26 protein-coding genes are annotated in these 25499 nt (G+C 30.5%); 15 read left to right on the top strand and 11 right to left on the bottom strand.

What is annotated here, in order from left to right; translation table 11 throughout:
* Window positions 1-73: 73 nt before the first annotated feature.
* Window positions 74-511 (top strand): TlpA family protein disulfide reductase, encoded by a 438-nt coding sequence (locus MPF19_RS10895; RefSeq protein ID WP_249988247.1) that lies wholly within the window; start codon window positions 74-76, stop codon window positions 509-511.
* Window positions 512-1255: 744 nt separating this feature from the next.
* Here MPF19_RS10895 and MPF19_RS10890 read toward each other — a convergent pair.
* The 9 genes from MPF19_RS10890 to MPF19_RS10850 all read right to left on the bottom strand — a co-directional run bounded on the left by MPF19_RS10890 (window position 1256) and on the right by MPF19_RS10850 (window position 9242).
* Window positions 1256-1543 carry a type II toxin-antitoxin system RelE/ParE family toxin gene (locus MPF19_RS10890; protein WP_249988246.1) on the bottom strand — a complete coding sequence of 96 codons (288 nt, stop codon included), beginning with the start codon at window positions 1541-1543 and terminating at the stop codon, window positions 1256-1258.
* Window positions 1543-1776 (bottom strand): ribbon-helix-helix domain-containing protein, encoded by a 234-nt coding sequence (locus MPF19_RS10885; RefSeq protein WP_249988245.1) that lies wholly within the window; start codon window positions 1774-1776, stop codon window positions 1543-1545. The genes MPF19_RS10890 and MPF19_RS10885 overlap by 1 nt, the downstream gene beginning before the upstream one ends.
* Window positions 1777-1895: 119 nt before the next feature.
* A complete protein-coding gene (locus MPF19_RS10880; protein WP_249988244.1) occupies window positions 1896-3260 on the bottom strand; it encodes a porin in 1365 nt (454 codons plus the stop codon).
* A 106-nt stretch (window positions 3261-3366) separates the two neighbouring features.
* Window positions 3367-3756, bottom strand: a complete 390-nt coding sequence (locus MPF19_RS10875) for a group III truncated hemoglobin (protein WP_249988243.1) — start codon at window positions 3754-3756, stop codon at window positions 3367-3369.
* A gap of 66 nt (window positions 3757-3822) precedes the next feature.
* Window positions 3823-6042, bottom strand: coding sequence for a nitric-oxide reductase large subunit (locus MPF19_RS10870; protein ID WP_249988242.1), 2220 nt, complete (start codon window positions 6040-6042; stop codon window positions 3823-3825).
* A 19-nt stretch (window positions 6043-6061) separates the two neighbouring features.
* Window positions 6062-6397, bottom strand: a complete 336-nt coding sequence (locus tag MPF19_RS10865; protein WP_249988241.1) for a cupin domain-containing protein — start codon at window positions 6395-6397, stop codon at window positions 6062-6064.
* Between the two features lie 66 nt (window positions 6398-6463).
* Window positions 6464-6895: an RrF2 family transcriptional regulator gene (locus tag MPF19_RS10860; protein ID WP_249988240.1), complete on the bottom strand. Its 432-nt coding sequence runs from the start codon at window positions 6893-6895 to the stop codon at window positions 6464-6466.
* Window positions 6896-7409: 514 nt separating this feature from the next.
* A complete protein-coding gene (locus MPF19_RS10855) occupies window positions 7410-8216 on the bottom strand; it encodes a universal stress protein (protein ID WP_203392405.1) in 807 nt (268 codons plus the stop codon).
* Between the two features lie 126 nt (window positions 8217-8342).
* Window positions 8343-9242, bottom strand: coding sequence for a helix-turn-helix domain-containing protein (locus MPF19_RS10850; RefSeq protein ID WP_249988239.1), 900 nt, complete (start codon window positions 9240-9242; stop codon window positions 8343-8345).
* Window positions 9243-9450: 208 nt separating this feature from the next.
* Here MPF19_RS10850 and MPF19_RS10845 point away from each other — a divergent pair, with 208 nt between their 5' ends.
* The 10 genes from MPF19_RS10845 (at window position 9451) to MPF19_RS10800 (ending at window position 17979) form a co-directional block, all read left to right on the top strand.
* Complete coding sequence (locus MPF19_RS10845; protein WP_249988238.1) at window positions 9451-10035, top strand: TetR/AcrR family transcriptional regulator; 585 nt, start codon at window positions 9451-9453, stop codon at window positions 10033-10035.
* A gap of 1 nt (window position 10036) precedes the next feature.
* Window positions 10037-10699, top strand: coding sequence for an NAD(P)H-binding protein (locus MPF19_RS10840; protein WP_203392402.1), 663 nt, complete (start codon window positions 10037-10039; stop codon window positions 10697-10699).
* 13 nt (window positions 10700-10712) lie between these two features.
* Entirely contained in the window at window positions 10713-11345 is a 633-nt protein-coding gene (locus MPF19_RS10835) for a nitroreductase family protein (RefSeq protein WP_203392401.1), read from the top strand.
* Between the two features lie 11 nt (window positions 11346-11356).
* Complete coding sequence (locus MPF19_RS10830; protein WP_249988237.1) at window positions 11357-12352, top strand: NADP-dependent oxidoreductase; 996 nt, start codon at window positions 11357-11359, stop codon at window positions 12350-12352.
* A gap of 13 nt (window positions 12353-12365) precedes the next feature.
* Window positions 12366-13526 carry an iron-containing alcohol dehydrogenase gene (locus tag MPF19_RS10825; protein WP_249988236.1) on the top strand — a complete coding sequence of 387 codons (1161 nt, stop codon included), beginning with the start codon at window positions 12366-12368 and terminating at the stop codon, window positions 13524-13526.
* Window positions 13527-13534: 8 nt separating this feature from the next.
* Complete coding sequence (locus tag MPF19_RS10820; protein ID WP_203392398.1) at window positions 13535-14341, top strand: type 1 glutamine amidotransferase domain-containing protein; 807 nt, start codon at window positions 13535-13537, stop codon at window positions 14339-14341.
* A gap of 246 nt (window positions 14342-14587) precedes the next feature.
* Complete coding sequence (locus MPF19_RS10815; protein WP_249988235.1) at window positions 14588-15385, top strand: TrmH family RNA methyltransferase; 798 nt, start codon at window positions 14588-14590, stop codon at window positions 15383-15385.
* Window positions 15386-15388: 3 nt separating this feature from the next.
* On the top strand, window positions 15389-16138 hold the full coding sequence (ppgK, locus tag MPF19_RS10810) for a polyphosphate--glucose phosphotransferase (protein ID WP_203392396.1): 750 nt from the start codon (window positions 15389-15391) through the stop codon (window positions 16136-16138).
* A gap of 95 nt (window positions 16139-16233) precedes the next feature.
* Window positions 16234-16686, top strand: coding sequence for a GNAT family N-acetyltransferase (locus MPF19_RS10805; protein ID WP_203392395.1), 453 nt, complete (start codon window positions 16234-16236; stop codon window positions 16684-16686).
* 60 nt (window positions 16687-16746) lie between these two features.
* Complete coding sequence (locus MPF19_RS10800; RefSeq protein WP_249988234.1) at window positions 16747-17979, top strand: M48 family metallopeptidase; 1233 nt, start codon at window positions 16747-16749, stop codon at window positions 17977-17979.
* Here MPF19_RS10800 and MPF19_RS10795 read toward each other — a convergent pair.
* The gene (locus MPF19_RS10795) at window positions 17976-18443 is read right to left on the bottom strand and encodes a hypothetical protein (RefSeq protein WP_249988233.1); all 468 of its coding nucleotides are present in this window, start codon (window positions 18441-18443) and stop codon (window positions 17976-17978) included. The two genes, MPF19_RS10800 and MPF19_RS10795, sit on opposite strands and share 4 nt — an antisense overlap.
* Window positions 18444-18549: 106 nt before the next feature.
* On the opposite strand from MPF19_RS10795, the gene MPF19_RS10790 reads away from it, so the two are divergent.
* The 4 genes from MPF19_RS10790 to MPF19_RS10775 all read left to right on the top strand — a co-directional run bounded on the left by MPF19_RS10790 (window position 18550) and on the right by MPF19_RS10775 (window position 24121).
* Window positions 18550-20769 (top strand): RelA/SpoT family protein, encoded by a 2220-nt coding sequence (locus MPF19_RS10790; RefSeq protein ID WP_249988232.1) that lies wholly within the window; start codon window positions 18550-18552, stop codon window positions 20767-20769.
* Between the two features lie 74 nt (window positions 20770-20843).
* Window positions 20844-21293, top strand: coding sequence for a Fur family transcriptional regulator (locus MPF19_RS10785; protein ID WP_203392391.1), 450 nt, complete (start codon window positions 20844-20846; stop codon window positions 21291-21293).
* A 38-nt stretch (window positions 21294-21331) separates the two neighbouring features.
* Window positions 21332-22603: an adenylosuccinate synthase gene (locus MPF19_RS10780; protein WP_249988231.1), complete on the top strand. Its 1272-nt coding sequence runs from the start codon at window positions 21332-21334 to the stop codon at window positions 22601-22603.
* A 285-nt stretch (window positions 22604-22888) separates the two neighbouring features.
* Window positions 22889-24121: a uracil-xanthine permease family protein gene (locus tag MPF19_RS10775; protein ID WP_203392389.1), complete on the top strand. Its 1233-nt coding sequence runs from the start codon at window positions 22889-22891 to the stop codon at window positions 24119-24121.
* Window positions 24122-24197: 76 nt separating this feature from the next.
* On the opposite strand, the gene MPF19_RS10770 is transcribed toward MPF19_RS10775, so the two are convergent.
* Window positions 24198-25493, bottom strand: coding sequence for an NCS2 family permease (locus MPF19_RS10770; RefSeq protein ID WP_203392388.1), 1296 nt, complete (start codon window positions 25491-25493; stop codon window positions 24198-24200).
* Window positions 25494-25499 lie beyond the last annotated feature (6 nt).

The raw sequence follows: 25499 nt of genomic DNA, 5'->3' as shown, positions 1-25499 counted from the left end.
TTTTATGTAATGTTTTGTTAATATAAACGACCAATCACTAAATTTGTAAACCGAATAAAAAGAGCATTTGAAAATGAATACCACCATACAATCCATATCTGTTTTAGACTTAGACGGTATTGCTGTAGATTTAATGGAAGTCTATAAAAACAAGGTTTTATTATTAATTATATATAACAACGATTGTTTAGGATGCACGGGGCGTGCGATTCCTTTGGCGTATGAATTTCAACAGAAATACCCAACCATTCAAGTTGCGGGCATTCATGCCGATTTTGTAAATAGAGAAGGAACCAAAGCCAATATTAAAAGTGTTTTTACAAGTGGCGAGAATCCGTTTCCTATTTATATTGATAAAAACCATAAAGTGTATGATCAGTTTAAAGCAGAAGGAACACCACAATGGTTGCTTATTTCAGAAAAAGGAGAATTGTTTCGTTCTATTTTTGGATCTCAGGAAAACGCTGCAAATAGATTATTTTATGCTTTAGAGAGTTTGGTTGAAGCTTAAAACTTATTTCAATAAAATACACGTTTGTAAGATAACACAACTACTTTTTATAAAGCAATTTTTAATACACGGTGTTGACATTTCGTTGTTTTTATCTCGACTTTTAATTATTCGACTTAATTCCGTTATACGCTTTTCTAGTGTTTGAGTAAATTCGGTCAGCCATTTATTCCGCAAACTTTTTCAATTCTGATAGAGTGAGTAATTTCGTAACTCGTTAGATTCTACATACAGCTCCGTTTATTGTTCATAATTCATTTTATACCGATTTTATAAAGTGCCTCATTGTTATTGATTTCTTAAAAAGATATATAAAATTGAGAATATAAGTATCAGAAATGAATATAGATAAAGAGATGTCAGATTAAATTTTTCTTTTATCAAATAGAATAAAGATAATATTGGTAAAATAATAACTAAAGCTATCATTGGCAGCCATAAAATTTCAAAAACGGCTCCTACAACAGCAAAATTGTAAACATTAAAGGACTGTCCTATGTAACAAAAAACAGATGTTATGATACTTAAAATTAGAACTATTTTTGATTTTTTTGAATTCATATTAATCTTTTTTTCATTTTTCATAAATCTTAATTTATATTGTTTTGCTAAATAACTTTTAAATGATTTATGAATTTTGGTTATCAATGAATACCAACGTTGTTGTGTAATGAAAGTTGCTTTTTTGTAAAGCACTAATTAAGCAATTTTTAATACAAAGTGTTGCCAACTGTAATTTTCAATTCAGAGAATATTTTTCAAATCTTGTTTTCCAATTATTGCCATAATTTCCACTGTGTCATTATTTACTTTATAATAAATACTATCTGAACCAGAAACACAACGACTATATCCTTTTTTTATATAATCAACTGATTCAAAATAAAATGGATTTTCAGCTATGATATCAAAGTTTTTAAAGAAAGAATCAAAGTATTTATCGGCTAGAATCATTCCGAATTTTTCAATACCGTATTTATAGATTCTTATTAAGTCTTCCTTCGCTAAATTACTTATTCTATAATTAGGCATTAAATCGACGATTTCGATTCCGCTAATATTTGTTCTTTACTTAAATTCGTAAATCCACTATTTTCAGCTTTCTCTAATTTTGCGCTAATCCAGTCAACTTGTCTTTGTTGTTTTCGAGCTTGTCTTATTAAATCGTTTACAAGTTCACTTTTAGTAGAATATTCTTTTTTATCAACTTGACTTTTTAACCACTCATCATTCGGTTGAGTGAATGAAATACTTTGTCTTCCCATAATATCTTATTTTGGTGCTAATTTACACCAAAAAAGTTAATTCAGCGAATTTTATGTTCAATTTGAGTTTTGTCGGTTTTATAGTTACCACCTATTAATATCTAAATATTCAATTACGTTTAGTTGATTATAATTTGGTATTGTAACACAGCCATTCCTTTGCGTTCATCAACTTTTAATTGATTATTTATATTTTGATAAACAGGTCTGTTTTGGTAACTTAAAGTTAGTTTGTTGGCGTGTCCTTTAAAGAAACAGTTTACACCTAAATCATACACAATCATGGCATCATCTAAAGCGTCAAAATCTGAATATTGAACAGCAATATTAGGTTGTAATTGATAACTTTTTTTTCCTTTAGCAAGTGCGTAACCTAATTGGAAAAAGGTGGTGTTTCCGGTTCCCATCATCGGGAAATCATTACCGCTACCATTAAAAGAAGTTCCTCCAGACGTAATATCATTTGCTCCCACATTTCTAACATAATTAGGGCCAAAATCGTTATGATTATAACCTAAGTAAGTTGTAATAGCCGTTCCTTTTTCTTTATTTAAAGGAGCGTCATAAAATACATCTATGGCCCAATTTTTAAAATCGTAATATTTTTCTACACCATTTACCAATTGCGAAGTCATTTTAGGTTGATTCATAAAACCTGCGCCTAAGTTTAAAATATTCTTAGTACCAATATAGGTTCCTGCACCTCCACTATAAGCAGATTTGTTACTCTCATTATCTAAAAACTCATATTTTACATAACCAGAAATTCTTTTTCTTGGGTTATTTATAGCATAATCTACTTTGCCTTCCGTTGCGGCAACTCCATATTGCGTTGGGTTTTTTAAAGATAAAATATAATCAAACTTATGTATTTGACCTTTTGCCCAAATACCTAAACTACGGGCAACGTCATCATTTTTATTAACAGTTAATAATGAAAATAACGGAGTATCTAAAGACATTAAAGTTACACTACTTCTTACATTCCAACGGTTTAAACCTTCCCATCCAGATTCTCCAAAACCTAAAGAAAATTCTTTAGCAAACTCATATTCTGCATATAAATCTAACACTCCAAACTGAAAGTTTTTTTCTGTTTTACTGTTTAAATTATTACCACCAAATAAAGAGTACACATATAATTTAGGTGTTAATTGTGCTGAAAGCCCCATTCTTACTCTTCTTAAAGAAACATCAAAAACATTATTTGCAATTTCATTATTAATAGTGGTACCTGGATTCGTGTCAAAATACCTTGCCCATAATTGCATTCTAAGAGATGCTTTTATGTAGGTTTTTCCGGTTTCGTCTAAATTTAGCTTAAGTTTATTGCTTTGTGCAAATGTGAAACTAGATAAGAATGTGAAGATAAAAAGAAATCTTGTTGCTTTCATAATTGTTACAAATAATTCGTTCGATTTAGTAAAAAAAAACATTTTATAAACGGCAAAACTAGAAAAATTATAAAATAGACTAACTGACATTTGTCACTTATTTTTTTTTATCAAAAGATCCATTATGTTTTCTTAATTAAGACCATTCTTTGTAAATCTAATCAATTTAATCACAATTATTTAAGTCTTAAAAAATTTATACTTCTCTATGATTAAAAACATATAAATATTGCCCCGTTGCCATTCTTCTAGAAGCATCTTTGGCTCTTTGTGCTAAATCACCCACAAATAAAGAATCTATTGTAGCAAACCATATTTCTATCCATTTTCCAAAATGAACTTGACTCATGGTATGGTTTAAATGTTTATCTACTTTTAAATGCGCTTTACTCGGACTTCCTTTAAAACAAACATCGCCTAATAAGGCGGTAACCCAAAAATCAGTTAGTTTTTCTAAATGTGGTGGCCATTGTTCTTTAGTTAAATGTGCATTAAAAATAGGCCCTAAGAGCTCGTTTTTTCTAACTTCATTATAAAAAGTAATCACCAATAAATTAATATCTTCTCTGTTTTCTATTTCTTTCATTTTACACAAAAATAAAATCAGCACAAACCTAAAATAGGCTTGTGCTGATTATTTATAAATTTAAACTTAATTTTTCTTTTTGATACAATACACTGTTTCTTGTATGGTAAACCAACAGAAGTAAAAAATACCTCCAGAGAAAATAACATCACCAACAACACGCATCCATTTTAAGGTTTGTACGGTTGGGGAATATAATAATTCTGCATCTCTAGCAAAAGAGTATCCTTTTGTAATTGAAGTATATGCTTGTATAATCCCTACAGGCAACATGCTTAAAAACACCATAGCAACTAAACCAATGTTTAACAACCAGAAAGCTCTTTTTAGTTTTACAGAACTCCAGACTCTGTCTGAATAAAAACGCAAACATATAATAATGAATCCCATTCCTAATAAACCATACACACCAAACAACGCAGTATGTGCATGCACTGCCGTAGTATTTAAACCTTGAATATAATATAAGGCAATTGGAGGGTTAATTAAGAAACCAAATACACCTGCTCCTACCATGTTCCAAAATGCCACGGCAATAAAGAAAAATATAGGCCATTTGTATTTTTGTATCCAATCATTCGATTTTAAAAGATTCCAGTTTTCACGAATCTCAAAGCCCATTAAAGTTAACGGCACCACTTCTAAAGCACTAAATGTTGCTCCTAATGCGATTGCTTGTACAGGTGTTCCCGAATAATATAAATGGTGTAAAGTTCCAATAATTCCACCTGCTAAAAATATGGTTGCTGATGCTATAGAAGCTTTTCCTGCTGTTTTTGCTGATAAAATTTTCATTCTTAAGAAAATAAAAGCAATAATAACGGTTGCAAAAACTTCAAAGAAACCTTCTACCCAAAGGTGCACTAGCCACCATCTCCAATAATTAATTACCGGTAAACTACTGTTTTCTCCATACATTAACCCAGAGAAGAAAAACATTCCAATAGCAATTACAGAAATTAGTAATATGATTAATAGGTGTTTAGAATCGTCATTTTTTTTGATGGCAAACACTACATGTCTACCTACCATGAATACCCATAATACCAAACCGATACCTAAATATATTTGCCAGAATCTACCTAGATCCATATACTCATATCCTTGATGCCCAAAGAAAAAGTTAGTTGTTAAATCTAAAAATTGATGTACACCTAACCATTCGCCCAACATAGAACCCAATACGATAAGTAATAGTGAAACGAAGAGAAAATTAATTCCGAATACTTGAAATTTCATTTCTTTACCACTAATCATGGGTGCTAAAAATAAACCTGTTGCCAACCATGTTGCAGCAATCCAAAATACAGCCAATTGTGTGTGCCATGTTCTCGTAATAGAATACGGAAGAACACTAGATAAATCGAGACCAAAAAATGCTTGTCCTTCTACGGTATAATGTACCGTTAAAGCACCTAAAACAACTTGTAGTGCTATTAATAATGAGATTACAATAAAGTATTTTAAGACAGATCTCTGAGATTTTGTAAGTACCAAAGTATCCAAAGGGTCTTTGTCTGGTTGAATTACAGCTTCTCCTTTTTCGTGATTACGTATATAATAATAGCTTAATCCGCCAATAAATAATAATAAAAGTACAATAGAAAATCCCGACCAAATTTGAGAATCTGGAGTAATGGTATTGTCTATTAAAGGCTCATGTGGCCAGTTAGAGGTGTATGTATAATCCTTTTCTGGTCTGTTGGTACTTGCTGCCCAAGAAGTCCAGAATAAAAAAGCATTTAATTGCGCTAATTTTTCAGTGTCTACTAAAGCTCCCTTTGGAATTGCGTATTTTTCATAACCATTAGAAAAAATATCTGCATAATGTTTAGAGTTTTCTACAATTGCTGTATAACGATCTTTAGAAATGGTAATACTACCGGTTTTAGCATTATAGGTATTTGTTTTAATCTGTTGAATTAAACGTGCTTTTAAGGCTGCTTTATTTTCTACATCTAGATCTTCATAGGTTGAATTAAAATCTTTTTTAGCCCAAGCATTTAGCATAAATACGGCTTCTTTATGTATCCAATCTGCAGACCAATCTGGCGCTACATAACTACCATGTCCCCAAATAGAACCTACTTCCATTCCTCCAATAGATTCCCAAACATTTTGTCCGATTTGTATATCTGCTTTTGTTAAGAAGGTTTCTCCTGTTTCTTGTATGATTACGGTTTCTGGTATAGGTGGTTGTGTTTGATATACTTCTGTACCTACCCAAATAAGTGCTATAAAGGAAAGTATTACTACGCTGGAAAATGCGATCCAAACTTTTTTCATGTTCTTGTTCTTTAATAAATTATACTACGTCTTTTACTCTTTGTTCACTGTCTAAAACCGAAATTGTAAGTCTTATGATACAATCTTCAGTACAATGTAAATCGTGAGGAACATTTGCGTCTAACGCAATTAAATCTCCTTTTTTTAATGGTTGTATTTCTCCTTCTACTCCAAAATCTATCGCTCCTTCAAATAATTCTATTACAATAGGATACGGTGCTTTGTGTTCTTTCATTTGTTGCCCTTTTTTCATAAGGATTCTTAACTCTTTTGTGGTTACTGTTTTAATTAATACGGTTACTGCTGGTTTGTCTTCTCCGTAGATTAGGTTTTCTGTGATAGATACTGTTTTCATTATTTTTGGTTTTGATTATCTTATAAATTAGTAAAAGATCTTAATATCTTTTATATGGTTAAATTTTTAGCGCTTTAATATGAAGCCTCCTAATGACATATCATCTATGATGGATTTTATAGAAGTATTTTCTAACATATTTTTTAGACTCTCACGGATATCAACAAATTTAAAATGCAACGGACAAGGAGATGTTGCGTCACATTGTTTTAGTCCTAACCCACAACCTTTGTAAATAGCATCACCGTCTAAAATACTTACAATTTCACTTAATTTAGTATCCATCTTCTCCTCCTCTATCGTAAAACCTCCATAAGGTCCTTTTAAAGATTTAACAATATTATTTCTTTTAAGTTGTTGTAAAATTTTGGCAGTAAAAGCTTGTGGTGAGTTTATTTCTTGAGATATAGTACTCATACTTACTTTATGACCATTCGCACTTTCTTGTGCTATAAATAGCACTGCTCTTAATCCGTATTCGCAAGTTTTAGAAAACATCCTCTTTCTTTATTTGATGGCGCAAATATATATTTTATTTTATAAAGGACAAATTTATCCGTTATAAAAAATCGTGCAATTTTTAATGCCTTATTTAGATAACTAAATAGGTGTAAAATAAAAAAACTTTCTAAAAAGAAAGTTTTTTTATTCAATCTGAAATAATTTCAGATTATTATGAAGATTAAACTTCCATAAGTTGAGAAACTGAAACAAATTGAGATGGACAAGATTTATACTTTTAAGACAACCTTTTAAAAAATCTGTTATATCACTAGTGTCCACTAAAAAGACTTAAGACCGCTCTGCTAAAAGACACAAGAAACAAGACTTTCTCAATTTACTATTTTTATCTGTTTTGTATATTATAAGGTCATTTAAAAAAAATATTTTCATTCGAAATGCAATATTCCAATTCAACTCTTCACATAATAATTTCTATCTAAAAAAATTGAATTTCATAAAGTTGATTGAGGAAAATGATATTTTTAGTGGACACTAATGCTGCTATATTTTACTCAATAGGTATTGATAACAACGGAATATTTTGCCCAGAAGCCATCACCCTAGTTTTACTTTTGTGTACAATAGATTCCCAAAATCCATATTTTTTAGGCATCATAACCAAAAGTTCTGAGTTTGATTTTTTGATTTCATTTTCAATCGCTTCTATTACTGAATTCGATTTTACATTTTTATAAAACAACGTAACATCTTCTAGATTTTTATCTAGATTGCTTGTTATCTCACTTTTTAACTCTTCAATTTTTTCATCTACATAAAAAACAGTAACGGCTGCTTTTAAACTTAAAGCAACTTGACGAAGTTTTGCTAATGTTTTTAAAGGAATATCTTGTAATACATCACAAGCAAAAAGAATTTGTTTTACCTCCTTAAATTTAGCGTTGATGGGAATTGCCAACACCGGAAATTCTTTCATACTAATAACGCTTGTTGTAGGATTCCCTAATAAATTTTGTTCCATAGATTTTGGTGACATCCCAATCACTAAAAAACGAGATTTATGTTCTTTCATTAAAAAATCTACTTCATCGCCTAAACTAGAATAACTAACTTTATAAGTTACTTTAATCTTGAATTTTTCACTTAATTTAGAAGCTTTATCTTTTAATTTGTTTTTGGTTTTTTCAAATAACTTATCTATTGATGCTGCAGATAATCTACTATTTGCGGCATGAACAGGCAGTTTATAAGCATGAAAAAGTATAAGTTCTACTTTACTATATTGGGCTAATGCCGCAGCGTATAAAACAGCGTTTTCAGATAACTTAGAAAAATTTGTGGCTACTATAATACTCATAATTTAAATAGTTGGTTTATATCCAAAGATAAAAAATAGTTAGCAGAATTATGTAGTCGAAAAATGGGATGTATTGGTCTATAATACGTTTTTATAAAAGTTTAACAATTAATTATAGATCTCGTGTTATATATTTTTTCTAAAGTAGGAAGGTGATACACCTGTATTCTTCTTAAAGTATTTACCAAAAAAAGAGAGATTGCTAAAATTTAATTCATTAGCAACTTCAGAAACACTTAGCAAAGGATTGCTTAATAATAATTTAGCCTCCATAATTACAGTAGCATCAATTAATTGACCAGCCGTTTTACCCGATATTTCTTTTAATACTTTAGATAAATGGGCTGAGGTTAAATGCATACGATCTGCATAAAAGTTTACAGAACGTTCTTTTTTAAAATGATCATTTAATATGGTTAAAAATTTAAGCGTTAGTTGCTGTTGCCTATTTAAATGTGCATCTAAATCAGGGTGCTCTCTTTTAAAAATAGATCCATAATGATATAATAGCAATCCAAAAGAATGCATAATAATTTCATTTCTAAAAGGTAAAAAAAGAGCTTCTGCATTATTGTTTTTTGCTAATAATTTAGAAAGAATTATAGAAGTTTCCTTTTCTTCTTCTAATAATTTTAACTTCGGAAAACTATTTGCTGTTAAAAAATCGATGGCATCAAATTCTGTTTTTTTTAAAAGTATTTTAAAAATAAAATCTACCGTAAAACTAACGCCAATAATTTCTAGATCGCTACTAGTTGCTATAATTTGAGAAACCGTTTGGGGTTTTACAACAATCATTTCACTACTTTCTAAAAGATGCGTAATTAAATTTAATTGCACTTTTAGGGTACCTTTAAGAATCAATAAAAACGTGTAATTACCCGCTCTAAATGGTTCTAAAAAAGGAGTTTCGTTGAAATTATTTTTAGATAAATGAATGTGTAAATCTGTATTTATTTGTGGTTTATCACCAATAATCTTAACAACGTCGTTAATAGTAAAGTTTTTAATAAAAGGTGTTTGCAATGGGTTTATTTCTAAAGATTAAGATTTCAAAGATACCAATTTCTAAATGTAATTAATTCTAAAACATCTGGCATATCTCCCCTATCCAAGAATAATTATTCATTTTTTGTGGTATCAATTATTTCTATAAGAGTATAAATATAAAACTTTGTTAAAAAAAGAATGAACGTTCATTTTTACATATATTTGCATCAGAATTAAAAAGATTATGGCAAAGCTTCAGAAAAGTATAGACAAACGTAATGACCTTGTAAAGGCGACTATAGAACTTGTTAATAACAATGGGTTTCATGCAACACCTATGAGTAAAATTGCTAAAATGGCAAAGGTTTCTCCTGCTACTATCTATTTATATTTTGAAAATAAACAAGATTTATTAAACCAAACATATATTGATGTAAAAGCAGAATACACAAAATATGCATTTGAAACTTATGATAGTTCAATGTCTGTAGCCTACGGTTTTGAAATTATTTGGAAACGAATTTCTAACTTTAAACTAAATGAATGTGAAGAAGCCATGTTTTTGGCCCAATGTGATAATACACCAATTATTGATGAAGCAATTAGACAAGAAGGCATTAAACATTTACAACCCCTACTCGACCTTTGGGAACGCGGTAAAAAAGAAGGAATTATAAAACCAATATCAGATTATTTGCTTTATGCTTATGCTATAAACCCGTTATCCTTTTTAATGATGACACAAAATCGTGGGTCTTTTAAATTAACTAAAGAAAATATAGAAGAGGCGTTTCAAGCCGCTTGGAATAGTATAAAACTTTGTAAATAACATGAAAAAAACGGCTATCATATTAGGATCAACTGGTTTAACTGGAAATAGTATTCTTCATAAATTAATTGAAGACGAAAACTATGAAGTTATTAAATTATTTTCTCGTTCTAAAATTGAAGGTCTACCTAAAAAAGTTACACAGTATATAGGTGATATTTTAAATCTAGAAAATTTTAAAGCAGATTTTACGGCAGATGAAGTGTATTGCTGCATTGGTACTACCGCAAAAAAAACACCAGACAAATCACTCTATAAAAAAATAGATTATGGTATTCCGGTTGCTGCTGCAAAACTATCAAAAGAAAATAATATTGATACTTTTTTGGTGATTTCTGCCATGGGAGCGAATGCAAAAAGTACTGTTTTTTATAATAAAACAAAAGGTGAAATGGAACGCGATGTTTTAAATCAAAACATTAAGAACACCTTCATTTTAAGACCCTCATTAATTGGTGGGGAAAGAAAAGAACGTAGATTTTTAGAAAAAATTGGGTTGGTTGTGTTTAAAATAATTCAACCCTTGTTTATAGGAAAATTAAAAGAATATAAAATAATAAATGCAGAAAGTATTGCGCAAGCAATGATCAACTTAGCAAATAATACAAATAATGCCGAAGTCATAATTACTTCAAACCAAATAAAAACACTTTCATTAAAATAAATAAAGATTAAATATGGAATTATTAGATAAATTAAACTGGAGATACGCTGCAAAAGCAATGAATGGAGAAAAAGTTTCTGAAGATAAAATAGAACGTATTTTAGAAGCTGCACGTTTATCACCAACGTCTAGTGGATTACAACCTTTTGAGATTTTTGTAATTAAAAATCAAGAAATTAAAGAAAAAATTAAACCTATAGCTTGGAATCAATCTGTAATTACAGACTGTTCTCACCTACTCGTTTTTGCTGCTTGGGACACCTATACAGTAGAGCGTATTAATTATATGTTCGATTTAACCAATGAAATTCGTGGTTTTAAAAACGAAGGTTGGGAAGATTATCGTCAAATGTTATTAGGCATGTATCCTCAAAGAGATGCAGAAGAAAACTTTAATCATGCTGCAAAACAAGCATATATTGCTTTTGCCAACGCAATTACAGCGGCTGCTTATGAAGGCGTAGATGCTACTCCTTTAGAAGGTTTTGACCCTAATGCGGTAGATGAAATTCTAGGCTTGAGAGAAAAAGGTTTGCGTAGCGCTGTTTTATTACCATTAGGTTATAGAGCAGAAGATAAAGATTGGTTGGTAAACTTGGTAAAAGTTAGAAAACCTATGAAAGATTTAGTTACTGTAATTGAATAAAAAAAAGTAAAATGAAAACGATTTTATTAAATAATAGACCCGTAGGAAAACCAACAACTTCTAATTTTGAATTTGTTACAGAAGACACGCAATTGGTAATAAAAGATGGAGAAATTCTTTTAGAAGCTACTTACGTTTCCGTAGACCCTTATTTAAGAGGAAGAATGAGTGCTGCAAAGTCATACGTTCCTTCTTTTGAATTAAACAAACCAGTACATTCTGGAGTAATTGCTAAAGTAATAGCTTCTAAAAACGAAAACTTTAAAGAGGGTGATTATGTTTCTGGGATGTTAAATTGGCAAACACAACAAGTTTCTAATGGAGAAGGTCTTTTAAAAGTCGATGGTTCTAAAGTACCATTAAGTGCCTATTTAGGCATTTTAGGAATGACTGGTTTAACTGCGTATTTAGGTTTACACCAAATAGGGAAACCTGTTGCAGGAGAAACCATAGTGGTTTCTGGTGCTGCTGGAGCTGTAGGTTCTGTAGTTGGACAAATTGCTAAAATATTAGGACTAAGAGTTATTGGAATTGCTGGTACTGATGAAAAAATAGCAATGCTTAAAACCAAGTTTGGTTTTGACGCTGGTATTAATTACTACACAAGTAAAGATATTAGTGCTGATATTAAAACATTGGCGCCAAACGGAGTAGATATTTATTTTGATAACGTAGGCGGACCAATATCTGATGCAGTATTATTTAATATTAACCGTTTTGCTAGAATGATTATTTGTGGTGCAATTTCTGTTTACAACAATACAGAAACTCCAAAAGGGGTAAGTGTACAACCATTTTTAGTTAAAAATAGTGCCTTAATGCAAGGCTTTATTGTTTCTAATTATGCAGATAAATTCCCAGAAGCTATAAAACAATTATCAAGTTGGTTATCAGAAGAAAAACTTACTTACACAGAAACTATCGTAGATGGTTTCGATAATATACCAAATGCTTTTATCGACTTATTTGAAGGTAAAAACAAAGGAAAAATGATCGTTAAAATTTAAATAAAATAAAAAAATGGAAAATTTTGAATTTAAAAACCCAACCAAAATCATTTTTGGAAAGGATACTATTAAACAATTAGAAACCGAAATTCCTAAAAACGCTAAAATATTATTACTCTACGGTGGAGGAAGCATCAAGAAAAATGGTATTTACGACCAAGTAAAAACGGCTTTATCAAAATTTGATATTGTTGAGTTTGGCGGTATACCTGCAAACCCTGAGTACGCAACCTTAATAGAAGCTTTACAAGTAATAAAAGAAGAAAGTATTACTTTTTTATTAGCTGTTGGTGGTGGTTCTGTAATAGATGGAACTAAATTTTTATCTGCAGCTGCTGTATTTGAAGGTGAAACTCCTTGGGATATTTTAACAAAAAATATAAGAACAGAAATTGGAATGCCTTTTGGAACTGTTTTAACAATGCCAGCTACAGGTTCTGAAATGAATTCTGGAGCAGTAATTACCAGAAGAGAAACCAAAGAAAAATTAGCTATGGGAGGTCCTGGTTTATTTCCTGTATTTTCAATATTAGATCCACAGGTAATTAGTTCTATTCCACAACGCCAATTGGCAAACGGATTAATGGATTCTTTTACACACGTTTTAGAGCAATATATGACGTATCCTGTTGATGGATTATTGCAAGATCGTTTTGCCGAAAGTATTTTACAAACCATTATAGAGGTGGCTCCAAAAATATTAAAAGATCCAACAGATTATAATGCAGCGGCTAATTATATGTGGAGTTGTACCATGGCTTTAAATGGATTAATTCAAAAAGGAGTTCCTGGAGATTGGGCTGTTCATGCAATGGGCCATGAGTTAACCGCTTTATTTGGTATCGATCACGCTCGTACTTTAGCTGTAATAGCACCAAGTCACTACAGATTTAATTTTGAAGCTAAAAAAGAAAAATTAGCACAGTACGGAGAACGTGTTTGGAAAATAAAAGAAGGAAGCAAAGACGATAGAGCGCAAGCTGCCATTGAGAAAACAGAAGCCTTTTTCCATAAATTAGGTATCGATACAAAATTATCTGATTACACCGAAGATTATAAAGGAACTGCCGAAGAAATAGCAAAACGTTTTACAGATAGAGGTTGGTTAGGTTTAGGTGAGCACAAAAACTTATCGCCAGATAAAGTAGAAAAAATTGTAAAAATGGCGTACTAATTTTATATATGAAGATTACAAAAATTATAGCTTTAACGCTTACAATTATTACAGCTTCTAGTTGTAAAAATGCAGAAAAAGAAGCAACTTCTAAAAAAGTTTCAGAAGTAAAAACAACCATTAAAAAAGATAAAAAAATGAATATATTATTTGTATTAACATCACACGATAAATTAGGTGATACAGGAAAAAAAACAGGATTTTGGGTAGAAGAATTTGCAAACCCATATTACACATTGTTAGATAAAGGTGCAACGATTACCATTGCAACTCCAAAAGGTGGTGCTGCCCCAATAGATCCAAGTAGTGATGCTCCAGATGCAGCAACAGCAGATACAGATCGTTATAATAATGATGCAGATGCTAAATCTAAAATTGCCAATACAAAAGTATTAGCAGATATGAATGCAGACGATTTTGATGCTGTTTTCTATCCTGGTGGTCACGGACCTTTATGGGATTTAACCAACGATAAAGTGTCTGTTGCATTGATAGAGAAATTTAATAATCAAGCCAAACCAATTGCATTTGTATGCCATGCACCAGCTGTATTAAAAGATGTTAAAAATGCAGAAGGAAAAGCATTGGTTAAAGGTAAAAAAGTAACTGGTTTTTCTAATAAAGAAGAAGCAGCTGTTGGTTTAACAGAAATTGTACCTTTATTATTAGAAGATATGCTAATAGAAAGTGGCGCATTTTATTCTAATGGAGAAAACTGGGCACCTTATGCCGTGCAAGATGGTAATTTAATTACTGGTCAAAACCCTGCATCATCAGAATTAGTTGCAGAAAAATTATTAGCTAGTTTAAAATAGTTAGTTTTAAATTAGATTTTAAACAGTCGTAAATAAGAAAAACTTTACGATAATAAAAAAGGCTCGCTATTTGCGAGCCTTTTTTATTATAATAGTTAACAATAAACCAAATTTCGGTTATCCTTTTCGTAGAAACTTAAATTAAAGCGCATTTAATCGTAAAAAATAAATAGTTTGGTTTATAAATACAAATATTGTTATTATTTCCTTCTTAGTCAATACCCATAAATAGGTATATTTGTACTAATGAAAGAAATAAGTAGTATTCACAACTCGTATATAAAAAACCTGCTAAAACTTCAAGAAAAAGCAAGGGAACGAAGAAAACAAGCGTTATTTATTATTGAAGGAAAACGAGAAATATCTTTAGCAATTACGGCTAATTATCAATTTGATACCATTCTATTTTATCCTGATTTAATTTCAGAAAATGAAATTTTACACCTTTTTAATTCAAATGTAAATAGAATAGTAATCTCAAAAGAAGTGTATCAAAAATTAGCTTATAGAGATTCTACAGAAGGTATTATTGCGGTTACAAAAGCAAAAGATTTCTCTTTAAATAATATTCTTTTTGAAAATAAAAACCCTTTAATCTTGGTTGCAGAAGGTGTTGAGAAACCAGGAAATATTGGAGCCTTATTAAGAACAGCCGATGCAGCAAATATAGACGCTGTATTAATAGCAAATCCTAAAAGCGATTTGTACAACGCTAATATTATTAGATCTAGTGTTGGTTGTGTTTTTACCAATCAAATTGCCACAGGAACATCCGAAGAAATAATTGCTTTTCTAAAAGAAAAAAATATCAATATATACGCTGCTACCTTACAAAATTCAAATGAATATCACCAAGAAAATTATACAGAAAGCTCCGCAATTGTTGTAGGTACAGAAGCAACAGGTTTAACAGATGTTTGGAGAGAAGCTGCTACACAAAACGTAAACATACCTATGCAAGGACAAATAGATTCTATGAATGTTTCTGTTTCTGCTGCTATTATTTTGTTTGAAGCAAAAAGACAAAGAAAATTTAAAAAATAAAGAATGAAAGTATTAGGAATTGACATTGGAGGATCTGGAATTAAAGCCGCAATTGTAAACACAAAAAACGGAGAATTACTTTCTGAAAGACATAGAATTGATACGCCAAAACCTGCAGAACCTAAAGCGGTTGCAAAGGTTATTAAAGAAATGGTAAAACATTTTGATTGGAAAGGTCCGGTTGGTTGTTGTTTTCCTACTATTATTGTTGATGGACAATGCAAACATCATGGAAATTTAAGTGAAGAATGGGTAGATGTTAAAGTAAATAAACTCTTTAAAAAAGCATGCGACGGAGTTAAGTTCTACGTAAGTAATGATGCTGATTTAGCTGGAGTTGCTGAAATGAGTTTAGGTGCAGGAAAAGATGTAAAAGGAAAAGTTTTTGTAATTACAATTGGTACAGGACTTGGCTCTGGTCTATTTTATGATGGTAAATTGATACCGAATGTAGAATTGGGTAGAATTTATCATACTAACGGGGAAATTATAGAAAGATTTGCCGCAGATTCTGCGAGAAAGAGAGAAGAATTAACTTTAACAGAATGGGCTAAAAGATTTGATATTTTTTTAAATCATGTAAAAACCTTGCACACTCCTACTTTATTTATTTTAGGTGGAGGAATTAGTAAAAGATATGATGAATTTAAAAAACACTTAACGGTAGATGTACCTATAGAAGTTGCTGAATTTAAAAATAATGCAGGTATTATTGGCGCAGCAATGTTTGCTCATAAAAAACATAAGAAATAAAAAAAGTTATAGTAGACCAAATATTTCTCGTTATTCAATCCACAATACCTACTTACAGATTTAGAATTAGACAAAAGCGCATAATTTAATTTAGAATGAACTTTAGAAAAGCAACCAAAAACGACATTTCAATCATCGTTGAAATGATGGCTGATGATATATTAGGAAAAAAAAGAGAAAGCTTTCAGAATCCTTTACCTAACTCCTATTTAGAAGCATTTAAAAAGATAGATGCTGATGAAAATCAAGAACTTATTGTTGTAGAAAATAATAACTTAGAAGTTATCGGAACTTTACAAATTACTTATATTCAATACCTAAGTTATTGTGGCGGAACTAGAGCACAAATAGAAAATGTATTTATTAGAAGTGATCAAAGAGGACTCGGAATTGGAAAAAAAGTCTTTGAATGGGCAATAAACAGAGCCAAAGAAAAAAAGGTACATGTAGTACAATTAACTTCGGATAAAAAAAGACCTAGAGCCATTAAATTTTATGAAGATTTAGGATTTAAAGCGACTCATGAAGGAATGAAAATGCACTTTTAAAAAGTAATTTCCTAGACAATAATTAGAATCAAATAGATTAAGAAATTTTTCAACATATTTATGCAACCAACCACCTTATTTTACATCATTATCTCCATATTAATTATCAGTTTTATTATTGATAAAATATTAGACTACTTAAATGAGAAACGTTTTGATGCTGAAATTCCGGAGAAACTAAAAGATGTTTATGAAGAAGATGAATACAAAAAATCGCAAGCTTATAAAAAGACAAGTGCTAAATTTTCGAACATCACTTCATTGTTTTCTACATTATTAACCTTAGTATTCTTTTTTGCAGACGGATTTAAATATGTAGATGATTTTGCAAGAACTTATACAGATAACCCAATTTTAGTAGCTTTAATTTTCTTTGGAGTTATTATGTTGGGATCAGGAATATTGACCACACCCCTCTCCTATTATAGTACTTTTGTTATCGAAGAAAAGTTTGGTTTTAACAAATCAACTAAGAAAACTTTCTGGTTAGATAAACTAAAAGGTGCACTCATGAGTGTTTTATTAGGTGGTGGAATTTTAGCTTTAATTATTTGGTTTTATCAATTAACCGGAGAAAACTTCTGGATTTATGCTTGGGCTTTAGTGGCTGTTTTCTCTTTGTTTATGAACATGTTTTACGCAAAATTAATTGTTCCTTTATTCAACAAACAAAGTCCGTTAGAAAATGGAGAATTAAAAACGGCTATAGAAAAGTATGCTAAAAGTGTTGGTTTTACGATCAATAATATTTTTGTGATAGATGGTTCTAAACGTTCTACAAAAGCAAATGCCTATTTTTCTGGATTTGGTTCTCAAAAAAGAATTACATTATACGATACGTTAATTAACGATTTAAATACAGATGAAATTGTAGCTGTTTTAGCGCATGAAGTTGGCCATTATAAAAGAAAACATATTATTTTTAATTTAATTTCATCGATTTTATTAACCGGATTTACTTTGTTTATATTATCCTTATTTATTAATACACCTCTTTTATCAGAAGCATTAGGCGTTTCCATACCCAGTTTTCATATTGGTTTAATTGCATTCGGAATTTTATATTCGCCCATATCTGAAATAACAGGACTGTTCATGAATTATATGTCTCGAAAATTTGAATATCAGGCAGATAATTTTGCCAAAGAAACTTTTGACGGAAATGCACTAATTACATCACTTAAAAAATTATCAAAAAATAGTTTGAGTAATTTAACGCCACATCCGGCGTATGTTTTTGTACATTACTCACATCCAACTTTGTTGGAAAGAATTACTAATTTAGAAAACTAATTTTTTTCTATAACAGAATTCACTATTTCTGTTAGCATCATTTTATCTTTAGCATCTGCGTTAACAGCAAGCATGGTAGTTAACTCTATACAGGTGTTTTTATCTTGTTTTATGTAATATTTTTGTTTTGTAAATTCAGTTCCTTTTTTAATAACTGTACCAGATAACAATAAAATATTTTTGTTATTTAACTTTTTTTCTCCTTTAAATTCCAATCCTTTTACAATCGGTTTTCTATTTATTTTTGCTTTTTGATCCTTATAAGAAATAGGTAAAAATAAAGCTATAATTAAAGCATCCGGATTTTTTGACACATACATATTTGTAGTAACATTTGTAAAAAAACTCCTATCTATATCAATTTCTACTTTCCTTTTTTGAAGTTCAAAAAGAGAGTTTGTGTTTTGAGAATAATGATTAAAACTTAAAAATAAAACCACTAAAACGATTCCAATTTTCTTCATTTGGCGAAAATAAGAAATAATTACATTTAGAAAACAAAATATTTGTATGTTAAAATTCTTATTGCTAAATTCACTTTAAGTTAACCCCTATATTAAAATCATTTTTTTGGAATATACAGCAACCATAGACGAGGAAAATAAAGAAATAGCAAAACGATACAAAGATTTGCTTAAAGGTACTTATGAAATTTTATCTAAAGAAGATAAAGAACTCATTAGAAAAGCCTTTGATATTGCCGTAGATGCACATTCTGAACAACGTAGAAAAACAGGCGAACCTTATATTTATCACCCAATTGCCGTTGCAAAAATTGTTGCTTATGAAATTGGTTTAGATGCAGTTTCTATAGCATCTGCCCTACTGCATGATGTTGTGGAAGATACAGAATACACTATAGAAGACATGGAACATCTTTTTGGTGAAACCATTGCAAAAATAGTAAACGGACTTACCAAAATATCTCGTTTAAACAAAGAACAAGACGCTTCTATACAAGCAGAGAATTTTAGAAAAATGCTCTTAACATTAAATGATGATGTTAGAGTTATTTTGATAAAAATTGCAGACAGACTGCACAATATGCAAACAATGGATGCAATGCCTGCCCACAAACAGGTTAAAATAGCATCGGAAACATTATATATTTATGCTCCTTTGGCGCATAGATTAGGGTTGTATAATATTAAAACCGAGCTAGAAGATTTAGGCTTAAAATACACAGAACCAGAAGCCTACTATGGTATTTTAGGTAAGATAAAAGAAAGTAAAGAAGATCAGCAAAAATATTTACAACAATTTGAAGATACCTTAAAAGCGGGTTTAGATAAAGAAAACTTCGAATATGAAATAAAAGGGAGGTTTAAATCTATTTATTCTATTCGTAGAAAAATGATCAATCAAAATGTAACTTTTGATGAAGTTTATGACAAATACGCTATTAGAATTATATATAAACCCAACACAAATGATGATAAATTTGATGCTTGGAAAATATATACCATTGTAACAGACTACTTTAAACCAAATCCTACGCGTTTAAGAGATTGGATTTCTCAACCAAAATCTACAGGTTATGAGGCCTTACATATTACGGTAGTTGGTCCTGATTCTCAATGGGTAGAAGTACAAATTCGTTCTAGTAGAATGAATGAAATTGCAGAAAAAGGATATGCCGCACATTTTAAATACAAACAAGGTGTAACTAAAGACAACGGATTAGAAGATTGGTTAAATAAATTAAAAGAAACCTTAGAAACACAGAGTTTAAATGCGGTAGATTTTGTAGAAAATTTTAAACTGAATTTATATTCAAAAGAAATTTATGTTTTTACACCTAAAGGCGATTTAAAATCACTTCCAAAAAACGCAACCGCTTTAGACTTCGCTTTTTCAATACACACAGATGTAGGTTTAAAATGTAGAGGTGCTAAAGTAAACGGAAAGTTAATGCCTTTAAGTCATCAATTAAAAAGTGGTGACCAAATAGAAGTAATTACTACTGCTTCTAACAAACCAAATGCTAGATGGTTAGATTTTGTAATTACCGCAAGAGCAAAAGCAAGAATTAGAGCGGCTTTAAATGAAGAAGAAAAATTAATTGCAGAAGAAGGAAAAGCCATCTTAACCCGTAAGTTACGCCATTTAAAAATTACTTTTAATGATAAAACCATAAATGAACTTGTTAACTATTTTAAGCTAAAAACAAGTTTCGACTTATTTTTTAGAGTTGGAAGTGGTACTATTGATAATACACAATTAAAAGCTTTTGTTTCTCAACGAAACAGTAAAATTTTAAATTTCTTTAAATCTAAGTTAAGTAGAAATACTTCAGAAAAAGAATACGTAGATTCAGACACTGTTACCAATAAGTATGATGCCTTAGTTTTTGGTAAAGAAGAGCAAAAACTAGACTATAAACTCTCTAAATGTTGTAATCCTATTCCGGGAGATAAAGTTTTTGGATTTTTAACAATTAATGAAGGCATAAAGGTTCATAAAATGAACTGCCCGAATGCTATTTCCTTACAATCTAATTATGCCTATAGAATTATGCAGGCAAAATGGATAGATTCTTCACAAAAAGATTTTAAAGTTATATTAGAAATATCAGGCGTTGACAATCAAGGGATGGCAAATGATGTAACCCGTACTATTTCTAATAACATGGGTGTTTTTATTAATAGCATAAATATTAAAGGAGATGAAGGTGTATTTGAAGGAAAACTCGCTATAAACGTTAAAAATAGTTCACAATTAGATAAATTAATAAAAAACCTTCTTAAAATAGAAGGAGTTAAAAAAGTAGATCGTGTTAATACTTTGTAAATATCCTTTCATTAAAAGTCCTATTTTATTAAGAATTAACTGTAAATTTGTTTTTTGTAAAAAATCATTCACAAATGAGTAATTCTCTTGAAAATCAAGAAATCGTAAAAAAAGTTTTCACTACGTATTTAGGGGAACATAAGCATAGAAAAACTCCAGAACGCTATGCTATTCTTCAAGAAATATACGTTGCTGATGAGCATTTTGATATAGAATCTCTCTATATTAAAATGAAAAATAAAAATTATAGAGTTAGTAGAGCTACACTTTATAATACCATAGACCTACTTTTAGATTGCGGTTTGGTTAGAAAACATCAGTTTGATGGACAATCTATGGCGCGTTATGAAAAAAGTTATTTTGATAAAAATCATGACCACGTTATTTTTACAGATTCTGGAGAAGTAAAAGAATTTTGTGATCCACGAATTCAAATTATAAAGAAAACCATAGAAGACGTTTTTGATATTGACATTCAGAATCATTCACTGTATTTTTACGGAACAAAAAAGAACAAATCTTAATTAACAACACAACATAAACAACAATTAACACAACTATAATGGCTGTAGATTTATTACTAGGATTACAATGGGGAGATGAAGGAAAAGGTAAAATTGTAGACGTACTTACAAGAAACTATGATATCATTGCACGTTTTCAAGGAGGTCCAAATGCGGGACACACTTTAATTTTTGATGGACATAAACATGTCTTACATACAATTCCTTCTGGAATTTTTCATAAAACTGCTTTAAATGTAGTAGGTAATGGAGTTGTAATAGACCCTGTAATCTTTAAAAAAGAATTAGAAAATCTAGACGTACACAAAATAGATTATACATCTAAATTGTTAATTTCTAGAAAAGCACACTTAATCTTACCAACGCATAGATTATTAGATGCAGCATCAGAAACTTCTAAAGGAAAAGCTAAAATTGGTTCTACATTAAAAGGAATTGGCCCAACATATATGGACAAAACCGGTAGAAACGGAATGAGAGTTGGTGATTTAGAATTAGACAACTGGAAAGAAAAATATGATGCTTTAACAGAAAAGCACATTAAAATGTTAGAATTCTTTGATGTTCAGGTTGAATATGATTTAAAAGAATTAGAAGCAGAATTTATTAGAGGAATTGATAAATTAAGAACATTAGCATTTATTGATAGTGAAGAGTTTTTAAACCAAGCTATAAAAGATAAAAAAACAATTTTAGCAGAAGGAGCACAAGGTTCATTATTAGATATAGACTTTGGTACCTATCCTTTTGTAACATCTTCTAATACTACTGCAGCAGGTGCTTGTACTGGTTTAGGAGTTGCACCAAATAAAATTGGTGAAGTATTTGGAATCTTTAAAGCGTATACTACTCGTGTTGGTTCTGGACCTTTCCCTACAGAATTATTTGATAAGGATGGTGAAGATATGGCTAGAATTGGTCATGAATTTGGAGCAACAACAGGTAGACCAAGACGTTGTGGTTGGTTAGACTTAGTGGCTTTAAAATATGCAGTAGACGTAAACGGTGTTACTAAATTAATGATGATGAAAGGTGATGTTTTATCTGGATTCGATACTTTAAAAGTATGTACTTCTTACAATTATAAAGGAGAAGAAATTAACCATTTACCTTATAATATTGAACCAGAAAACGTTTCTGTTAACTATTCTGAATTTAAAGGTTGGGATGAAGATTTAACTAAAATGACTTCTGCAGATCAATTACCAAAGAATTTACTAGACTATGTTGCTTTTATTGAAAAAGAAACTGGAGTTCCTGTATCTATCGTTTCTGTTGGTCCAGATAGAAAGCAAACAATTAATAGATAATAATCTATAATTAATAAATGAAAAGCATCTTTCAGAAATGAAAGATGCTTTTTTATTTTTATTAAGGTCATAGTACTCGGTTAATTCTACTTTTATCCAATACTATTAGAAAAATAATCTAGTTCAATACCAGAATTATGAACGCTACCTTTTACAGCCATTCAGCTCACAATTCCCCCTTTTTACCTTCAAATTATCACTAACATTACTACCTACAATTCTCTAACAGTAAGTTTCTTTAATTTAATTTTTATGATTACTTTTAAAAAAAATTAAACCCTCGTAATGCAAAATACCGAAGAACTAGAAACTATTAATCTAGACAACCCTATCAAGAGAACCCTTGTTGGAATTCAATTTTTATTTGTTGCCTTTGGAGCAACTGTATTAGTACCACTTTTAATAGATATTGACCCATCTGTTGCTTTATTTACTGCAGGTGTTGGAACACTAATTTTTCATTTAATTACAAAAGGAAAAGTCCCGGTGTTTTTAGGAAGTAGTTTTGCATTTATTGCTCCAATTATAGCGGCTACTAAATTATATGGTTACGCCGGAACCTTAGGAGGTTTAATTGCTGTAGGTTTGGTATACGGAATTGTATCCGCAATCATCAAACTTTGGGGATTACGAGTTATTGAAAGAATATTCCCTTCCATTGTTGTTGGTCCTGTAATTATGATTATTGGATTATCTCTTGCTCCTGTTGGAGTTAATATGGCTAAAACAAACTGGCTTATTGCTCTTTCTGTATTAGTTACAGCTATTGTTATTGTTATCTATTCTAAAGGACTTGTAAAATTGATTCCTATTTTTATTGGAATTGTTGTAGGATACCTTATCTCTATAATTTCTGGATTGGTTGACTTTTCATCAGTTAATGAAGCAGCTTGGTTTGTGTTACCTAAATTTACAAGACCAGAATTTAATTGGGGAGCCATCATTTATATGATTCCTGTTGCCATTGCTCCTATTATTGAACATATTGGCGATATGTACGCTATTGGTGGTGTTGCAAACAAAAAATTTGTAAAAGATCCAGGATTGCATAGAACATTATTAGGCGATGGTGTTGCCACTGCTTTTGCTGGTTTTTTAGGAGGACCTCCAAACACTACTTATTCTGAAGTTACTGGAGCTGTTGCTTTAACTAAAATAGTGGATCCTCGTGTGTTACGAATTTCTGCTGTAACAGCAATCGTTTTTTCATTAGTTGGAAAAATAAGCGCAGTACTAAAAACCATACCAGAAGCTGTTTTAGGAGGAATTATGCTACTTTTATTTGGGATGATTGCCAGTATTGGAATTAAAACATTAGTAGATGCTAAAACCGATTTTGGTAAAACTAGAAATCAAGTGATTGTTTCTATTATTTTAACGATTGGTATTGGAGGAGCTGAAATTTCTTATGGTAATTTTTCATTGGCAGGAATTGGGTTAGCTTCGATTGTAGGTGTACTATTAAACCTAATTTTACCAAATAAATCAACACCTATAAAAGGAAGTCACGAAGAATAAATGAAATATAATTTAGTATAAAAAAAGCCTTTTAGAAATATTTCTAAAAGGCTTTTTTTATACTAAATTTTTAGAATTACATCATAAACTTAATTATAAATAACACTGAAATCACGTACATTATAGGCTTTATTTCTTTATATTTTCCTGTAAATAATTTTAACAGTACAAAAGACAACATACCAAATACAATTCCTTCCGCAATACTATACGTTAAGGGCATCATAATAATAGTAAAAAAAGCAGGAATTGCTTCCGTAAAATCCTCTAAATCAATTTTTGTAATAGGAGTTATCATCATTAAACCAACAATTATTAAAGCTGGAGCTGTTGCTGCAGCAGGAATAATCATAAATATTGGTGCAAAAAATAATGAAAGCGCAAACATAATAGCAACCGTTAAAGCGGTCATACCTGTTTTTCCTCCTTCAGCAACACCTGCAGCACTTTCCACATAGGTTGTTACAGTAGAAGTTCCTAAAATTGCACCTACAAATGTACCTATAGAATCTGCAAATAATGCTTGTTTTACTCTTGGCACTCTTCCTTGTTCATCTAACATTCCAGATTTTGAAGATACACCTACTAAGGTTCCAACGGTATCAAACATATCCACAAATAAGAATGTAAATAATACTATTAGCATATCTATTGTAAATACTTGAGAAAAATCAAACTTAAAAAAGATAGGTTCAATTGATGGAGGTAAGCTAACGAATGTGAAATTTTCTGGAATAACAGTAACTCCAACAATTAAGCCTATAAGTGTAGAGGATAGAATTCCGATTAAAATGGCTCCTTTCACTTTTTTTACCAATAAAACACCAATAATTAATACACCTGCTAATCCCACCCAAACTGCTGGGTTTTTCATATTTCCTAAAGTTACTAATGTTGCAGAATTATCTACAACTACACCAGTTCCTTTTAAACCTATAAAAGCAATAAATAACCCAATACCAACAGATACGGCGTGCTTTAAATTTAATGGTATTGAATTTACAATCAGTTCACGAATATTAAATGCTGTTAATAATAAGAATACAATTCCCTCTAAAAACACTGCCGTTAAAGCAAATTCCCATGTATACCCCATTCCCAAAACTACAGTGAATGCAAAAAATGCGTTTAGCCCCATTCCGGGAGCTAATGCAAAAGGTAATTTAGCCACTAATGCCATTACTAATGTTGCAATTACTGCAGACAAGGCAGTTGCTGTAAAAACAGCATCCTTATCCATACCTGCCGCACTTAAAATACTTGGATTTACAGCTAAAATGTAAACCATTGTCATAAACGTGGTGATACCTGCAATAATCTCAGTTCTTAAAGTTGATTTATTTTCGGTAATTTTAAAATATTTATCTAACATCTTTTC

This window comes from Polaribacter sp. Z014, from assembly GCF_023555435.1.
Taxonomy (GTDB): domain Bacteria; phylum Bacteroidota; class Bacteroidia; order Flavobacteriales; family Flavobacteriaceae; genus Polaribacter.
This window is presented reverse-complemented; position numbering and strand designations above follow the sequence as displayed.

Coding starts and splice junctions, on each gene's coding strand:
- MPF19_RS10895 (WP_249988247.1), top strand. CDS start 74: ATGAATACCACCATACAATCCATATCTGTTTTAGACTTAGACGGTATT.
- MPF19_RS10890 (WP_249988246.1), bottom strand. CDS start 1,543: ATGCCTAATTATAGAATAAGTAATTTAGCGAAGGAAGACTTAATAAGA.
- MPF19_RS10885 (WP_249988245.1), bottom strand. CDS start 1,776: ATGGGAAGACAAAGTATTTCATTCACTCAACCGAATGATGAGTGGTTA.
- MPF19_RS10880 (WP_249988244.1), bottom strand. CDS start 3,260: ATGTCAGTTAGTCTATTTTATAATTTTTCTAGTTTTGCCGTTTATAAA.
- MPF19_RS10875 (WP_249988243.1), bottom strand. CDS start 3,756: ATGAAAGAAATAGAAAACAGAGAAGATATTAATTTATTGGTGATTACT.
- MPF19_RS10870 (WP_249988242.1), bottom strand. CDS start 6,042: ATGAAAAAAGTTTGGATCGCATTTTCCAGCGTAGTAATACTTTCCTTT.
- MPF19_RS10865 (WP_249988241.1), bottom strand. CDS start 6,397: ATGAAAACAGTATCTATCACAGAAAACCTAATCTACGGAGAAGACAAA.
- MPF19_RS10860 (WP_249988240.1), bottom strand. CDS start 6,895: ATGTTTTCTAAAACTTGCGAATACGGATTAAGAGCAGTGCTATTTATA.
- MPF19_RS10855 (WP_203392405.1), bottom strand. CDS start 8,216: ATGAGTATTATAGTAGCCACAAATTTTTCTAAGTTATCTGAAAACGCT.
- MPF19_RS10845 (WP_249988238.1), top strand. CDS start 9,451: ATGGCAAAGCTTCAGAAAAGTATAGACAAACGTAATGACCTTGTAAAG.
- MPF19_RS10840 (WP_203392402.1), top strand. CDS start 10,037: ATGAAAAAAACGGCTATCATATTAGGATCAACTGGTTTAACTGGAAAT.
- MPF19_RS10835 (WP_203392401.1), top strand. CDS start 10,713: ATGGAATTATTAGATAAATTAAACTGGAGATACGCTGCAAAAGCAATG.
- MPF19_RS10830 (WP_249988237.1), top strand. CDS start 11,357: ATGAAAACGATTTTATTAAATAATAGACCCGTAGGAAAACCAACAACT.
- MPF19_RS10825 (WP_249988236.1), top strand. CDS start 12,366: ATGGAAAATTTTGAATTTAAAAACCCAACCAAAATCATTTTTGGAAAG.
- MPF19_RS10820 (WP_203392398.1), top strand. CDS start 13,535: ATGAAGATTACAAAAATTATAGCTTTAACGCTTACAATTATTACAGCT.
- MPF19_RS10815 (WP_249988235.1), top strand. CDS start 14,588: ATGAAAGAAATAAGTAGTATTCACAACTCGTATATAAAAAACCTGCTA.
- ppgK (WP_203392396.1), top strand. CDS start 15,389: ATGAAAGTATTAGGAATTGACATTGGAGGATCTGGAATTAAAGCCGCA.
- MPF19_RS10805 (WP_203392395.1), top strand. CDS start 16,234: ATGAACTTTAGAAAAGCAACCAAAAACGACATTTCAATCATCGTTGAA.
- MPF19_RS10800 (WP_249988234.1), top strand. CDS start 16,747: ATGCAACCAACCACCTTATTTTACATCATTATCTCCATATTAATTATC.
- MPF19_RS10795 (WP_249988233.1), bottom strand. CDS start 18,443: ATGAAGAAAATTGGAATCGTTTTAGTGGTTTTATTTTTAAGTTTTAAT.
- MPF19_RS10785 (WP_203392391.1), top strand. CDS start 20,844: ATGAGTAATTCTCTTGAAAATCAAGAAATCGTAAAAAAAGTTTTCACT.
- MPF19_RS10780 (WP_249988231.1), top strand. CDS start 21,332: ATGGCTGTAGATTTATTACTAGGATTACAATGGGGAGATGAAGGAAAA.
- MPF19_RS10775 (WP_203392389.1), top strand. CDS start 22,889: ATGCAAAATACCGAAGAACTAGAAACTATTAATCTAGACAACCCTATC.
- MPF19_RS10770 (WP_203392388.1), bottom strand. CDS start 25,493: ATGTTAGATAAATATTTTAAAATTACCGAAAATAAATCAACTTTAAGA.